This is a genomic window from Actinomycetota bacterium (genome assembly GCA_030776625.1).
Lineage (GTDB): Bacteria > Actinomycetota > CADDZG01 > CADDZG01 > WHSQ01 > MB1-2.
This window is the reverse complement of sequence record JALYHL010000006.1, coordinates 110,609-124,939: the sequence shown is the minus strand read 5'-3', so window position 1 is coordinate 124,939 and position 14,331 is coordinate 110,609. Positions and strand designations below refer to the sequence as shown.

Here is a 14,331-nt window from a genome sequence, read left to right as displayed (position 1 = left end):
TAGGCACCGTCGCGGTCGGTGGCAAAGGCACGCGCTGGCGATCGTTGGTACGGGATGGTGCTCTTCGTGCTGAAGCGCTAACGTCCCAGGCGCCGGCTCCCAGGGTCCTCTAGAGGTTCGTTCGCCGCGCACAAAGGACACGCCGACGGCTCCCATGAGCGCGCCTCGAGCTTCATGAGCGCGCGCAGCGGGACGCCGAGGGAATCGGCGGCGCGCGATGGGTCGCTTCGGTCCAACAACGCGCCGACCCCGACGACGGTGCCGCCCGCGGCCTTCACCAGGTCCACCACCTCACGCGCCGAGCCCCCGGTCGTGACCACGTCTTCGACCACCAGAACCCGCTCGTGTGGCGCGACCTCGAACCCTCGGCGGAAGGACATCTCTCCGTCCACCCTCTCCGCGAAGATGCTGCGCGCGTCGGCTCCGAGAGCGGTCGCGAAACCGAGAACCACCGCGCCGACCGCGGGGGCCGCGACCACGTCGAACCCTTCGTCGAAGAGCTGGGCGATGGACTCTCCGAAGCGTTGTGCCAGGCGCGGTTGCTCCAGGACCCGGAACTTCTGCACGAAGAGGTCGGAGTGTCTGCCGGATGACAGCTCGAAGTGGCCGTGCAGGACGGCGCCGCGGCTCTCGAGAACCTCCAGGATCTCGGCGGGGTTCACAGCGAGCGGGCGATGTCGCGAGCGGCGGCGGCGGGGTCGGGCGCCGCTGTGATCGGGCGTCCGATCACGAGGAGATCGGCGCCCGCATCCAGGGCCTGTCTCGGCGTGAGGGTGCGACGCTGATCGCCGGCGTCGGCAGCTTCGGGCCTGATCCCCGGCACCACCAGGTACGGACCGCCCGCGTCGTGCCTGCCGAACCGTGCGCGGATCGGCGCGACCTCGAGTGGCGAGCAGACGATCCCGCGGACCCCCGCGCGCAAGCTCAGCTCGACAAGCCGCAGCACCGAGGATTCAGGATCACCAGCGAAGCCGATGTCGCTGAGCTCTTCGCGGTCGAGGCTGGTCAGCACCGTCACCGCGAGAACGTTGACCTCGTCGCCCGCGGCCTCTGCGGCCGCGGCCAGCATCGCGCGGCCCCCCGACGCGTGAACCGTCGTCAGGTCTGCGCCCAGGTGGCGGACGGCCGACACCGCTCCCGCGACCTGCACCGGGATGTCGTGGAACTTCAGGTCGAGAAACACGCGTTGCGTCTCCGCGATCGAACGAACAAGGTCGCCGCCTCCGGTCGCGAACGCGGTGAGGCCGACCTTCACCGCACCGACCGAATCCCGCAGCGTGGTCGCCATCTCCAGCGCGCCGCTCGGAGAGGCCGTATCGAGCGCGACGCAGATCGCGTTCTCCACCGCGACCTCCGACGTGCTCATCCTTCGACCTTCAGTGCGCCGACGAGCTCGGCCAGGTCCGCGACCTTGTGACGCTGCATGTAAGCGGCGATGCCTTCGGCGACGTCGACCGACGCGCGCGGGTTCACGAAGTTCATCGTGCCCACCGCAACGGCGGAAGCTCCGGCGAGGATCAGCTGCAGGGCGTCCGTCGCGTTGGCGATGCCGCCCTGGCCGATGATCGGCACATGCGGGAAGTGGCGGTGGATGTCGTGTACCGCCCGCACCGCGATCGGGTGGATAGCCGGTCCCGACAGACCTCCGACCACCCCCGCCAGCTTCGGACGTCTGGTCTCTACGTCGATCGACATCCCGAAGACCGTGTTGATCAACGAGAGCCCGTCCGCGCCCGCGTTCAGCGCAGCATCTGCTATGTCCGAAAGAGAAGTCACGTTCGGTGACAGCTTGGGGAAAACCGGCACCCGCCTCAACGCCGCCTTGACCTGCCCCACCACTGCCGCCGTCGAACGCGTCGAGTGCGAGAACATGTTGTTGCGGTCCTCGAGGTTCGGGCACGAGATATTGACCTCCACGGCTGCGATGCCGCGGGCGGTGCGGAGCTTGTCCGCCACGCGGACGAACTCCTCCACCGTGTTGCCGGCGATCGAGGCGAACACCGTCGCGTTCTGTTTCACCAGCCACGGCAGGTCCTCGGTGATGAAGTGATCCACGCCCTTGTTCTGGATGCCGATCGCGTTCAGCATCCCCGACGGGGTCTCGCACATGCGAGGCGTCGGTTTCCCCGTCCACGGGGTGATCGTCATGGACTTAACGATGATCCCGCCCATCTGCGCGAGGTCGACGAAAGCGGCTCCCTCGCGGCCGGCGCCGAAGGTGCCGGATGCGACGAGCACCGGGTTGTGCAGCTCGAGGGGGCCGAGCTTCGCGAGGATCCTGGTCATCAGTTGCCCGGAGGCGCGTGCTCGTCGGAAGGCTCATCGATGCCCCCGTGACGGCTCGCGACCCCTGCCGGACTCAGCTCCGTCTGATCGGCGGCGACCAGGTCGGCGTCCCCGTTCCACACCACCTGCGCGCCGTTGAAGACGGGGCCTTCGGTACAGGAACGTGCGTAGACCGTCTCGCGCTGTCGCGAGCCTTCGCCTCGAAGCGGCATCACGCACGTCATGCAGACGCCGTAGCCGCATGCCATCAGCTCCTCCACCGCAACCTGGATCGGCACCCGCTGTTCGATGCATATCTTCGAAACCGCGGCCAGCATCGGGTGTGGACCACACGCATAGACGATCTCGGTCTCACAGCGACGGATCGTGTCGACCAACACGTCCGTCACCCGACCGGTGTCTCCCGTGCTGCCGTCTTCGGTGGTCGTGCGACAGACAGACGCGAAGCGGCGTGCCTCTATGGCACCGAGCAACAGACCCGCACTGCGGGCTCCGAGGATCACGTCCACGCGATGCCCCTCGTTGCGCAGCTCGTCCGCCAAGAAGAACAGTGGCGCGGCCCCGATACCACCCCCGACGAGGAGACAGTGCGCTCGTCGCTTGGGCAGTACGAAACCGCGTCCCGTCGGTCCCATGAGGTCGACGCTCGAGTGCGGGCGGAGCTGTGAGAGATAGGTCGTCCCGGGCCCCCGGATGTCGAAGACGATCTCGATCGTCGAGGCCCACCCTCCGCGCTTGTGGACCCTGAAGACGGAGAAGGGCCGCCGCAGGATGTTTCCTCGATCCTCGCCGCAACGGATGTTCACGAACTGGCCGGGCCTGACCCGCGCCCCCACATCTGGGCTCACGATCGTGAGCGAGTGATAATGCTCGCCGTACTTCTTGTGCGTCAGCACCTCCCCCGAGGCAAGCACCAGGCTCATCGCCGCTGCTCCTGCGAGATCCGCAGGTGCTCCTGGAGAGACCGGACGTGGGGCTCGCCCGCCACGAGCTCCTCGATCGCCTGGACCGCCGCCGCCATACCCGACATCGTCGTGATGCACGGAACGCCGGCGTCCACCGCCGCCGTGCGGATGAAGTAGCCGTCGGAGCGAGCCTTGCGGCCGAACGGTGTGTTGAAGATCATGTCGATCTCGCCCGCCGCGATGCGCTCGATCACGTTCTTGGCTCCGCCGTCAGCCGCGGCGGACACCTTTGGCGCCATCTCCACGTCGACGCCGGCTCGCTTCAGCAGCTGCGCGGTCCCCCCCGTCGCCACGAGGTTGAACCCGAGGTCGTGCAGTCTCTTGGCGGGGAAGATGACGCTGCGCTTGTCCCGGTTCGCTACGGAGATGAAGACGGTGCCCTTCACCGGCAGCCGTACGTTCGCGGACCGCTCGGCCTTCGCGAAGGCGAGGCCGAAGTTCGAGTCGATCCCCATGACCTCGCCGGTCGACCGCATCTCGGGCCCCAGCGTCGTGTCGACGCCGCGGAACCGCTCGAACGGGAGCACGGCCTCCTTGACCGCCACGTGCTTGAGCCCGTCGTGACCGACCGTCCGGTCCGGCACCAGCCCCTCGTCCCGCAGTTGCGCCAGGGTCGCGCCGGTCATCACCCGCGACGCCACCTTGGCCAGCGGCACCCCCGTAGCTTTGGAGGTGAAAGGAACGGTCCGTGAAGCGCGCGGGTTCGCCTCCAGGACGTAGACCTCCTCGTCCTTCACCGCGAACTGGATGTTGATCAGCCCCTTCACGCCCAGGGCATGCGCAAGCAAGCGCGTGTGCCGGATGACCTCGTCTATCTGGTCGTCCGTCAGCGTGAAAGGTGGCAGGGCGCAGGCCGAGTCGCCGGAGTGGATCCCGGCCTCCTCGATGTGCTCCAGCACGCCGCCGATGTAGAGGTCGCTGCCGTCGTACACGGCGTCGCAGTCGACCTCGACCGCGCCCTCGAGGAACTTGTCGACCAGAACGGGGTGAGAGGGCGACACCTGAGCGGCGGTACGCATGTAGCCCTCCAGCGACGACTCCTCGTAGACGATCTCCATGGCCCGGCCCCCGAGCACGTAGCTGGGACGAACCAGGACCGGGTACCCGATAGATGCGGCAACAGCGCGGGCTTCCGCAAGAGAGCGCGCCATCCCGTTCGGCGGATGCGGGAGCGCGAGGTCCGCCAACAGTGCGCCGAAGCGCTCCCGGTCCTCGGCGCGATCGATAGCGTCCGGAGAGGTCCCGAAGATGGGTACGCCGGCCTCGTGCAAGGGCGTGGCGAGCTTGAGGGGCGTCTGGCCGCCGAGCTGCACGATCACGCCTGCCGGCTGCTCACGCTCGACCACGTTCATCACGTCTTCGAAGGTGAGCGGCTCGAAATAGAGGCGGTCGGCCGTGTCGTAGTCGGTCGAAACGGTCTCGGGATTGCAGTTGAGCATGATGGTCTCGTAGCCGGCGTCGCCGAGAGCGAAAGCGGCGTGCACGCAGCAGTAGTCGAACTCGATGCCCTGGCCGATCCGGTTCGGCCCCGACCCCAAGATCAGCACCTTCGGCTTCGTCGAGAAGCGGACCTCGTCTTCCTCCTCGTACGTCGAGTAGTGATACGGGGTCTCGGCTTCGAACTCGGCGGCGCAGGTATCGACGGTCTTGTAGGTGGGCCGCACGTCGAGCTGGAGCCGTCGCGCGCGGACCTCCGCCTCGGTGGAGCCCACGAGCCGCGCCAGCTGCACATCCGAGAATCCCAGGCGTTTCGCGGCCAGCAGCGTGTCCCGGTCGAACGCGTCCAGCGTCCCGAGCGCAGAGAGCTCCCGCCTCGCCTCGGCGAGGCGCGCGATCTGGTCGATGAACCACGGGTCGATCGAGGTCACCCGAGCCGCCTCCTGCGTCGACAGCCCCTGGTAGAGCGCCTCCTCGAGGAGCAGCAGGCGGTGCTCCACCGGCTGCCTCAGCTGTTCGATCAGCTCGGGAAGCGGCACCTCCGGGGCGTTGCCAGTGGCAAGGCCCGGCAGATCCTGCTCGAGCGAGCGGAACCCCTTCTGCAGCGCCTCGACGAAGGTGCGACCGATCGCCATGACCTCGCCGACCGACTTCATCTTCGTCCCGAGGGTCCTGTCCGCGTTCGGGAACTTCTCGAACGTCCAGCGCGGGATCTTCACAACGACGTAGTCGATGGTCGGCTCGAACGACGCGGGGGTCTTGCGGGTGATGTCGTTGGGGATCTCGTCCAGCGTGTAGCCGACGGCGAGCTTCGCCGCGATCTTCGCGATCGGGAATCCCGTTGCCTTGGAGGCCAGGGCGCTCGAGCGAGACACGCGCGGGTTCATCTCGATCACCACCCGCCGGCCGGTCGCCGGATGCACCGCGAACTGGACGTTCGACCCGCCGGTCTCGACGCCGATGGCGCGCATCACGCGCACCGCGTCGTCGCGCATCCCCTGGTATTCGACGTCGGTCAGCGTCATCGCGGGAGCGACCGTGATCGAGTCACCGGTGTGGACCCCCATCGGGTCGAGGTTCTCGATCGGACACACGATCACGACGTTGTCGTTGCGGTCGCGCATGACCTCGAGCTCGAACTCCTTCCACCCTGAGATCGCCTCTTCGACCAGCACCTCGCCGATCGTCGAGAGCCGGATCCCCTCGGCAGCCACATGCGCGAGCTCCTCCGGGCTATGCACAACGCCGGATCCGCCGCCGCCGAGCACGTAGGAGGCGCGGATAACGACCGGAAAGCCGATCCCTGCAGCCGCTGCCTGCGCCTCGTCGACCGAGTAAGCGAAGGTCGATCGAGGAAGATCGATGCCGGCCTCCCCCATCACCTGCTTGAAGAGGCGCCGGTCCTCGGCGCGCCGGATCGACACTGCATCGGCGCCGATCATCTCGACGTCGAAGGCCTCGAGAACTCCCGAGGCGGCCAGGTCCATCGCGACGTTGAGGCCGGTCTGCCCCCCCAACGTCGGCAGCACCGCGTCCGGGCGCTCCTTCTCGATGATCTTGGCGACGTACTCGGGCGTGATGGGCTCGACGTAGGTGGCGTCGGCGAACTCAGGGTCCGTCATGATGGTTGCCGGATTGGAGTTCACCAGCACGACCTCGTAGCCCTCGTCGCGCAAGACCTTGCATGCCTGGACGCCGGAGTAGTCGAACTCGGACGCTTGGCCGATCACGATCGGCCCGGACCCGATGACGAGGATCTTGTGGAGGTCGTCTCGCCGCGGCACTAGAGGTTCACCTAACCCGACTCCTCGCTCACGATGTGCGCGGTCGGCTCCTCCAAGAAGCCGATCTCGATCCTGTTGCCGGCCGGGTCGCGGGTGTAGCAGCGACGCCTGCCCGGGAGGGTCGCCGCCTGCTCCAGATGACATCCCGCGCCGCGCAGTCGCTCGACCACCGCGTCGAAGTCGTCGACGAGGATCCCAACGTGGGCCGTGTGGTGCGGGTTGTGCTCGTCGATCGAGACGTGAAGCTCTTGAGGGCCGAGCTCGAACCAGGCGCCGCGCGGGCGCGTCCCGGCGGGCTTGTTGACCCGCGTCAGCCCGAGACAGTTCTGATACCAGTCCACGACCTCGTTCTCCAGCTCCTCTGGAGCGGTCACGTCCACGTGATCGAGGCCGAGCACGCTGAAATGTGCGCTCATTACCTGCGGGTCGCTCCCTTGGCCTCGGCCTTGCGGCGCTCTCGCTCTCTCTTCTTCTTCTGGCGATCCTTCGACCAGCGCGTGCGCTTGCGGTCGCCTCGTCCCATCTATGCGTTCACCTCCAGCTCCAGCTCGATTGGTTCGAACGTCTCGATCAGGCCCCTGAACCTCGAGAAGAGGTACCGGGAATCGTGGGGGCCGGGGCCCGATTCGGGGTGGTACTGAACACTGTAGGCGACGCCCGGCACCTCGAGCCCTTCAACGGTCTCGTCGTTAAGGTTCACGTGCGTCAACCGCGCGGTCGTGTTGCCGATGCTGTTCAGTTCGACCGCGAAGCCGTGGTTCTGGCACGTGATCTCGATCGTCCCTTCGTCGAGACGCTTCACGGGGTGGTTCGCACCGCGGTGACCGAAGGGGAGCTTGTAGGTCTCCGCGCCGAGGGCAAGCCCGAGGATCTGGTGACCGAGGCAGATGCCGAAGATGGGCATCTTCCCGAGGAGGCCGCGCACGGCCTCGATCCCGTAGGTGACGGGCTCGGGGTCGCCCGGGCCGTTGGACAGGAACACGCCGTCGAAGCCGCCCTGCAAGATCGTCTCGGCCGGCGTTTCTGCGGGAACGACCGTGACCTCTGTTCCGCTCGAGACCAACAGGTCCAGGATGTTCTGCTTCATCCCGAAGTCGTAGGCCGCGACCCGCAGAACGTCTCCCCGCTGCCGGTCGAGCAGCTCGGCGGTCGCAGGCGCGCTCTCGGCCCCCGCCGCGAATCCGTCGCTTCGCCTGCCAGCAACGTCTTCGGCCGTCCAGGTGTAGGAGCTGGCCGTCGTGACCTCGCGAGCGAGGTCGAGCCCCACCATGCTCGGCGCGGAGCGCGCGATATCCACGAGCTCGTCGGCGTTGGTCACCTCGTTCGAGAGCGCGCCGCGCATGGCACCGCGGTCGCGTAGGTGCCGCGTGAGACGGCGAGTGTCGATGTCTGCCAGCCCGGGGACGTCATGTCGCGCGAGGTACGCGTCCAGCGATCCCTGCGCACGCCACGATGAGGTCAGGCGCGAGAGGTCCCGCACGATGAACCCCGCGACCCACGGACGCCGCGATTGATCGTCGTCGTCGTTGACGCCGGTGTTGCCGATCTGAGGGCTCGTCATCGAGACGATCTGCCGGTGATAACTCGGGTCGGTGAGGACCTCCTGGTAGCCGGTCATCCCGGTGTTGAAGCAGATCTCGCCGGTCGCGGTACCGGGGGCGCCGAAAGAGCTTCCGGCGAAGACGGAGCCGTCTTCCAGCGCCAGCAGAGCGCGCTCGCGGCGGCTCATACCAGCGCCTCGGTGCGGAGCCGTCCTTCGACGACCGTCCGCTGGCCGTTGAAGAACGTGTGCAGTACCCGCCCGCTGACCTCGTGGCCCCCGAAGGGCGTGTTGCGGCTCTTGGAATGGAACCGCATCGGGTCTACCGTCCAGGTCGCGTCGGGGTCGAGGACGACCACGTTCCCGGCAGCGCCGACGCGGAGCGCGCCGTGGCGCTCGAGGCCGAGGATGGCGGCCGGTCTCGTGGACAGGCGTTCGATCGCTTGAGTCAATGTGAGGTGCCCCGGCCGGACAAGCTCGGTGAGCGTCAAGGGCAGGGCCGTCTCGAGGCCCAGCAGACCCGGTGGTGCGTACGAGAGCTCCTGGTCCTTCTCCTCCTGGGCGTGCGGAGCGTGGTCGGTGGCGATCGCGTCGATCGTGCCGTCCTGCAGGCCGGCGATCACAGCCTCTCTGTCCGTGTCGGTCCGCAGCGGCGGGTTCACCTTCGCCATCGGGTCGTAGTCGTCGAGCGCCGCGTCCGTGAGCGTGAAGTGGTGCGGCGTCGCCTCCGCCGTGACCCTGAGCCCGTCCGCCTTCGCCCGCCGAACCAGCTCTACCGTCCCCGCCGTCGAGATGTGAAGGAGATGCAGGCGGCACCCCGTCATCTTCGCCAGCGCGATGTCGCGGGCCGCCATCAGCTCCTCGGCCTCCGCCGGGATCCCGCGCAAGCCGAGCTTGTGCGAGCGGACACCCTCGTGCATCTGTCCTCCGGCCGCGAGCGCCTCGACCTCGCAGTGCTCGGCGTACACAGCGTCGAACGCCACCAGGTACTCCATCACCCGCCGGGCGAACAACGCGTCCTGCACGCCGTGACCGTCGTCGGTGAACAGCCGGACCTGCGCGTAGGACTGGGCCATCTCACCCAGATCGGCCATCTTCTCGCCCTTCAACCCCTTGCTCAGAGCGCCGGACGGGACGACGTCCACGAGCCCCGCCTCGCGCCCGAGCGCCCACACCTTCTCCACCACTGCGGCTGTGTCTTGCACTGGGTCGGTGTTCGGCATCGCGCACACGGCTGTGTATCCACCGGCAGCGGCCGCCGCCGAAGCGGTCGCGATCGTCTCTTCGTCCTCACGGCCGGGCTCGCGCAGGTGAGTGTGCATGTCCACTAACCCCGGAGCGACCACCGCGCCACGGGCCTCGACGACCTCTGCCCCGTCTGCCGCGAGGTCCGGCCCGATCGCAGTCACTGCTCCGTCCGTGATCAGAACATCGGCGACGGTGTCTGTAGAGGAGGCCGGATCGACGACGCGGCCGCCTCTGATCAGGAACGAGCTCATTCCTCGCCTCCTTCGCCGCCGCCGAGCATCAGATAGAGCAGGCTCATCCGCACGGCGAGGCCGTTGGCTACCTGATCGAGGATGATCGAGCGGGGGGATTCCGAGACGTCCGCGGCGATCTCGACGCCGCGGTTCATGGGGCCGGGGTGCATCACCAGCGCGTCGCGCTTCATCTTCGCCATGCGCCGTGAGTCGAGACCCCAGAGCTTTGCGTACTCGCGCAGGCTCGGGAAGAGCTGCTCGTTCTGGCGCTCCTTCTGGACGCGCAGCAGATAGCAGACGTCGAGGTCGCCGAGGAGCGGGTCCAGCTCGTGCGAGATGGTCGCGCCCCACGAGGTCGCCTCCCGCGGGATCAGCGTCGGAGGTCCCACCAGGATCACCTCGGCCCCCATCGTGACGAGGCCCTTCACGTTCGAGCGCGCCACGCGCGAGTGGATGATGTCGCCGACGATGGCGACGTTCAGTCCCTCGAGGTCTTTGAAGCGCTCCCGGATCGAGAAGAGGTCCAACAGCGCCTGGGTCGGGTGCTCGTGCGCGCCGTCGCCGGCGTTCAGGACATGCGCGTTCACCCACTTCGCCAGTTGGTGAGGCGCTCCTGAAGAGCCGTGACGGACGATGATCGCGTCGACGCCCATCGCCTCGAGCGTCCATGCAGTGTCCTTGAAGCTCTCGCCCTTCGCCACGCTCGACTTGGAGTCCGCGGAGAAGTTGATGACGTCTGCCGACAGCCTCTTCGCGGCCAGCTCGAAAGAGATGCGGGTGCGGGTGGAGGCTTCGTAGAAGAGGTTGCAGACGGTGCGGCCGCGCAGCGTCGGGAGCTTCTTTATGGGCCGATCGGTCACCTGGCGCAGTGACTCGGCGGTGTCGAGGATCTGGGTGATGTCGTCTGCGTTCAGCTGATCCATGCTCAACAGGTGTTTCCCGATCATCGGAGCTCCCCTATCAGGACGGCGTCCTCACCATCTATCTCTTCCACAAGCACCTTCACGACCTCATCCGCGCTCGTCGGGAGGTTCTTCCCGACGTGGTCGGCGCGGATCGGGAACTCCCGGTGGCCCCGGTCGACCAGGACCGCCAGCCGGATCGCCTTGGGACGGCCCATGTCCAAGACCGCGTCGAAGGCGGCGCGGATCGTGCGGCCGGTGTAGAGGACGTCGTCCACCAGGACGACGACGCGCCCGTCGATGTCGCCGGGGACGGTGGTCGCCTCGAGGCTGCGGGGGCCGCGCAGGGCCACGTCGTCCCGGTAGAGGGTGACGTCCAGCGCGCCGCTCCGAAGGTCGACGCCTTCGAAACCGGCTATGGCGGAGGCGATGCGGTCCGCGAGGGGCGCTCCCCGGGTGCGGATGCCCACGATCACGAGGTCGTCGGTACCCTTGTTGCGCTCAACGATCTCGTGCGACACGCGGGTGAGGGCTCGGCGGACGTCGTCGGGGCCCATCACCTGGGCCTTCAGCGAGAACTGTCGTTCGGGTGCTCGCGCCACTAAAAAACGCCTCCCCACCAGGGGGAAGCGCTCGTGTTCGGGTATGGCAAAACCGTTCTCCTTCCCGGACTCACGGGCCCGGCTTTAAAGGACGTTCTCGAAACCTTATCTCGCGCGCGCGACGGATGCAACGAGCGCTCCCGTTTGTCTGGTAGCCAGGGCGCGGCGGGGTGATAATCGGTCGGTGTCCAGGACCCCGGCCGACGTCGACCCGGCCAGCGGCGTCGACACCCCCCAAACGCCCCCAGTTGCGCAGGTCGCGATGCGGTGGACGCTCCTCGCGCTGATCGTAGCGATACCCGTGACGGTGATGCCGGGCTTCACCTACGACGTCTTTAACGTCCCGAAGCTCGGGCTGCTTGTCATAGGTGTCTCTATCGCCTTCGCGCTGTACGTCTTCACGCTCGCTATCGGATCAGCACCGCGGATCCCCCGCGCCGCGTGGGTCGTGCCCGGCGCGATATTCACGCCGCTGCTGGTGTCTTGGTTGTTCTCGCCCTACCGGGAATGGGCACTGTTCGGCCAGTACTCGCGCTTTCAGGGCCTGCTCCCCTACGGCCTGTTCGGGATCTTCTCCGTCTTGACGGCGATGAGCTTCCGCGGCAGGGAGCGCCAACTCGCGTGGGCACTTGCGGCTGCCGGAGGCTTGGCGGGAGCAGCGCTGCTCCTCGGGATGATGGGGATCTCCGCGGCCGGAGGCGCAAACCAGGCCGGGACCCTCGGTAACAGCAACTACGTCGGCGGGTTCCTGGCGATCACTCTGCCCTTGGCACTGCACCTATGGCTCACCGCAACGGGCCGGAGCTACCCCGCGATGACAATCACTGCCGTCACCGCGGCTGCATTGATCCTTTCGTACAGTCAGGGCGGTCAGGTCGCCGCCGTGGCCGGTAGTGGCCTGGTGATCGGATCCCATAGGGGAACGGGGCGGGCGCGGCGGCTCTCCTTGTTCGTCGCCACCGGTCTGGCCGCCGCCGTGATAGGCGTCGTCGCGCTGAGCTCGGTGCGGCCGTGGGGGGGATACACGGCGGCGACACGCAGCACCATGTGGAGGACCGCTCTGGCGATGGGGAACGACTCTCCGCTCATCGGATCCGGCCCCAACGCCTTCGCCATCGAGGGACCACGCCACCGCTCCCTCGAGGATTCTCTCAACCTCGGGGGGTACGTAGGCGGGTTCGTCCCGGTTGGGATCGAGTACCAGACCTCTGACGACCCCCACTCGGTCCCGCTCAGCTTCTACGCCAACGCAGGCCTCCTCGGCCTGCTCGGCATCTTGCTGGCGTGGGGCTGGACGATAGCGCGCGGCTTGAGCCATCCGACCGCCGCCGCGACCGCGTTCTTGGCAGCCACCGTCGCCTACTTCGTGCAGGCACTGATCAGCATCGACGAGATCACGCTGCGGTTGGGCTTCTGGGCCGCGCTGGCTGGGCTCGTCGCGGCGACCCTGCCGCCGCGTGACCTCGAAACGCACGTACCGCGCCGCAGCTCGCTGGCGCGGGTGCTGACCGGGAGCGGCTTGGCGCTACTGCTCGCGCTCGGCGGGAGCTGGTACGGGCTCAGGTTCATCGACGCGGATCATCAAGTCAGGCGCGGAACGGTGCTGTTCGAGGATCACTATCAAGCTGGTGCGGCCGCGATGACATCTGCCTTGGCCTTTAGAGACGAGGCGCTCTACCGCGAAGTGCTCGCGGGAAATCTCGGTCTGGCGGCTCTAGAGACGGGCGAGGGTGGTGCGCCTCTCATCGAGGAGATGAAGGACGTAAACACATATCTGGCGGGGCTTCCCGACGTTGGCGCGATCCACGCCTACGCCCGGATCATGAGCTACTGGGGTCATTACGACGCGTCCGGCTACGGGCTCGCTCTCGACCTTTATCGCTGGGCCCAGCGACTCGATCCCGTCAACCCACTGATCAAAGCGGAGACAGCCCAGGTACTGATCGATCTCGGTCGAGCCCAGGATGCGGTTTCCCTACTCGAGCCGCTTGCGGACCGCTTGGATGGACGGGTGCCGGAGTACTGGGCAGCCCTCGCCACGAGTCGATGGGAAGCCGGCGATGTCGAGGGAGCTCGGGAGGCTCTAGCGGAAGGGACGGCAATCGACCCGGGAGACTGTCGAGTGGGGTTTGCCCAAACCCTCTTCCGAGCGGGCGACGAAACTGCAGCGGAAGAGGCCGCCAGGAATGTCCTGAACCTGAGGCTCAACTGCGATCCCGGCCTTTACGACATGTTCTTGCGCCGCCTGCCTCCAGAGGCGAGATCCCGCTACACCTAACTAGTCCTAGGAAGGCTCCTCTGGTGCAGGAGCATTCTGCTCCGCAAGGCGCCCGAGGACGCCGTTGATGAAGCGGCCCGATTCCTCGGTCGAGAGCGACTTCGCGAGTTCGATGGCCTCGTTGATGACGACCGCGGTGGGAACACCCGGCGCCCACAGAAGCTCGAACACCGCGACCCGCAAGAGGTTGCGGTCCACCACCGGCATCCGTTCGAGCGCCCACCTCTCCGCGTACCTGTCGATGAGCCGGTCAATCTCGGCCGAGTGCTCCTGCACCCCTTCCACGAGCTCGCTCGCATACGACACGGCCTCTTCGGTCGGAGGTTCCTGGGGTCCCTGATCGGCATCGCCCAGAGTGACGCTCCAGCCCTCACGCCGCTGGAGAGACAGGGCTTCCGCCGGCAACTGGTCGCGGATCTCGGCCTGGTACAAGACGTCCAGCGCCAGCTGACGTGCGAGCCGGCGGTCCTTTATCAGAGAGACCAACTCAGCAGGCTCAAGCCCTCGAGATGTACTCGCCGGAACGGGTGTCGACCTTGATCTTCTCGCCCTTCTCGATGAAGAGCGGCACCTGGACCACCGCGCCGGTCTCGAGCGTGGCCGGCTTCAGTGCGCCGGAGACGCGATCTCCCTTCAACCCTGGCTCCGTCTCCGTGATCTCGAGCACCATCGTCACCGGCAGGTCGACCCCCACCGGATTGCCCTCGTGCACCGGCACCATGCAGACGGTGCCGTCCTTGAGGAACTTCCTCGCATCGCCAAACAGGTCGGTTGGAACGTGCAGCTGCTCGTAGCTCTCGTTGTCCATGAAGACGAGACCCGCGTCGTCTTCGTAGAGGAACTGCATCTCGCGCTTGTCGAGCACGGCGAGGTTCACCTTCTCGTCGGCGCGGAACGTCTTCTCGGTGACCGCGCCGTTCTTGAGGTTCTTGAGCTTGGTCTTGACGAAGGCCTGGCCCTTGCCCGGCTTCACGTGCTGGTAGTTCACGATCGTGAAGAGGTTGTTGTCGATCTCGAGCGTCTGGCCCGGCCTCATGTCGTTCGTCGAGATCATGC

Annotated in this window: 13 protein-coding genes; 1 reads left to right on the top strand and 12 read right to left on the bottom strand. The window is 67.1% G+C overall.

Translation table 11 applies throughout. The annotated features are described in order from the left end of the window. Positions 1-77: 77 nt before the first annotated feature. The 10 genes from pyrE to pyrR all read right to left on the bottom strand — a co-directional run bounded on the left by pyrE (position 78) and on the right by pyrR (position 10,952). Positions 78-662 (bottom strand): orotate phosphoribosyltransferase, encoded by a 585-nt coding sequence (gene pyrE / locus M3N53_10905; protein MDP9068836.1) that lies wholly within the window; start codon positions 660-662, stop codon positions 78-80. Then, entirely contained in the window at positions 659-1,366 is a 708-nt protein-coding gene (gene pyrF / locus M3N53_10900) for an orotidine-5'-phosphate decarboxylase (GenBank protein ID MDP9068835.1), read from the bottom strand. Before pyrF ends, pyrE begins: the two co-directional genes overlap by 4 nt. Continuing rightward, complete coding sequence (locus M3N53_10895; protein MDP9068834.1) at positions 1,363-2,286, bottom strand: dihydroorotate dehydrogenase; 924 nt, start codon at positions 2,284-2,286, stop codon at positions 1,363-1,365. Before M3N53_10895 ends, pyrF begins: the two co-directional genes overlap by 4 nt. Continuing rightward, positions 2,286-3,209 carry a dihydroorotate dehydrogenase electron transfer subunit gene (locus M3N53_10890; GenBank protein ID MDP9068833.1) on the bottom strand — a complete coding sequence of 308 codons (924 nt, stop codon included), beginning with the start codon at positions 3,207-3,209 and terminating at the stop codon, positions 2,286-2,288. The genes M3N53_10895 and M3N53_10890 overlap by 1 nt, the downstream gene beginning before the upstream one ends. Continuing rightward, entirely contained in the window at positions 3,206-6,472 is a 3,267-nt protein-coding gene (carB, locus tag M3N53_10885; protein MDP9068832.1) for a carbamoyl-phosphate synthase large subunit, read from the bottom strand. Before carB ends, M3N53_10890 begins: the two co-directional genes overlap by 4 nt. 11 nt (positions 6,473-6,483) lie before the next feature. Beyond that, positions 6,484-6,888: a VOC family protein gene (locus M3N53_10880; protein MDP9068831.1), complete on the bottom strand. Its 405-nt coding sequence runs from the start codon at positions 6,886-6,888 to the stop codon at positions 6,484-6,486. 107 nt (positions 6,889-6,995) lie between these two features. Continuing rightward, entirely contained in the window at positions 6,996-8,201 is a 1,206-nt protein-coding gene (carA, locus tag M3N53_10875) for a glutamine-hydrolyzing carbamoyl-phosphate synthase small subunit (protein MDP9068830.1), read from the bottom strand. Further along, positions 8,198-9,511, bottom strand: coding sequence for a dihydroorotase (locus tag M3N53_10870; protein ID MDP9068829.1), 1,314 nt, complete (start codon positions 9,509-9,511; stop codon positions 8,198-8,200). The genes carA and M3N53_10870 overlap by 4 nt, the downstream gene beginning before the upstream one ends. After that, positions 9,508-10,437: an aspartate carbamoyltransferase catalytic subunit gene (locus M3N53_10865; GenBank protein MDP9068828.1), complete on the bottom strand. Its 930-nt coding sequence runs from the start codon at positions 10,435-10,437 to the stop codon at positions 9,508-9,510. The genes M3N53_10870 and M3N53_10865 overlap by 4 nt, the downstream gene beginning before the upstream one ends. Next, on the bottom strand, positions 10,437-10,952 hold the full coding sequence (gene pyrR, locus M3N53_10860; GenBank protein ID MDP9068827.1) for a bifunctional pyr operon transcriptional regulator/uracil phosphoribosyltransferase PyrR: 516 nt from the start codon (positions 10,950-10,952) through the stop codon (positions 10,437-10,439). Before pyrR ends, M3N53_10865 begins: the two co-directional genes overlap by 1 nt. Before the next feature lie 229 nt (positions 10,953-11,181). Between pyrR and M3N53_10855 the strand changes: the two genes are divergently transcribed. Beyond that, positions 11,182-13,275 carry a hypothetical protein gene (locus tag M3N53_10855; GenBank protein MDP9068826.1) on the top strand — a complete coding sequence of 698 codons (2,094 nt, stop codon included), beginning with the start codon at positions 11,182-11,184 and terminating at the stop codon, positions 13,273-13,275. A 6-nt stretch (positions 13,276-13,281) separates the two neighbouring features. On the opposite strand, the gene nusB is transcribed toward M3N53_10855, so the two are convergent. Next, on the bottom strand, positions 13,282-13,761 hold the full coding sequence (nusB, locus tag M3N53_10850; protein ID MDP9068825.1) for a transcription antitermination factor NusB: 480 nt from the start codon (positions 13,759-13,761) through the stop codon (positions 13,282-13,284). Positions 13,762-13,771: 10 nt separating this feature from the next. Further along, positions 13,772-14,329 carry an elongation factor P gene (gene efp, locus M3N53_10845; protein MDP9068824.1) on the bottom strand — a complete coding sequence of 186 codons (558 nt, stop codon included), beginning with the start codon at positions 14,327-14,329 and terminating at the stop codon, positions 13,772-13,774. Positions 14,330-14,331 lie beyond the last annotated feature (2 nt).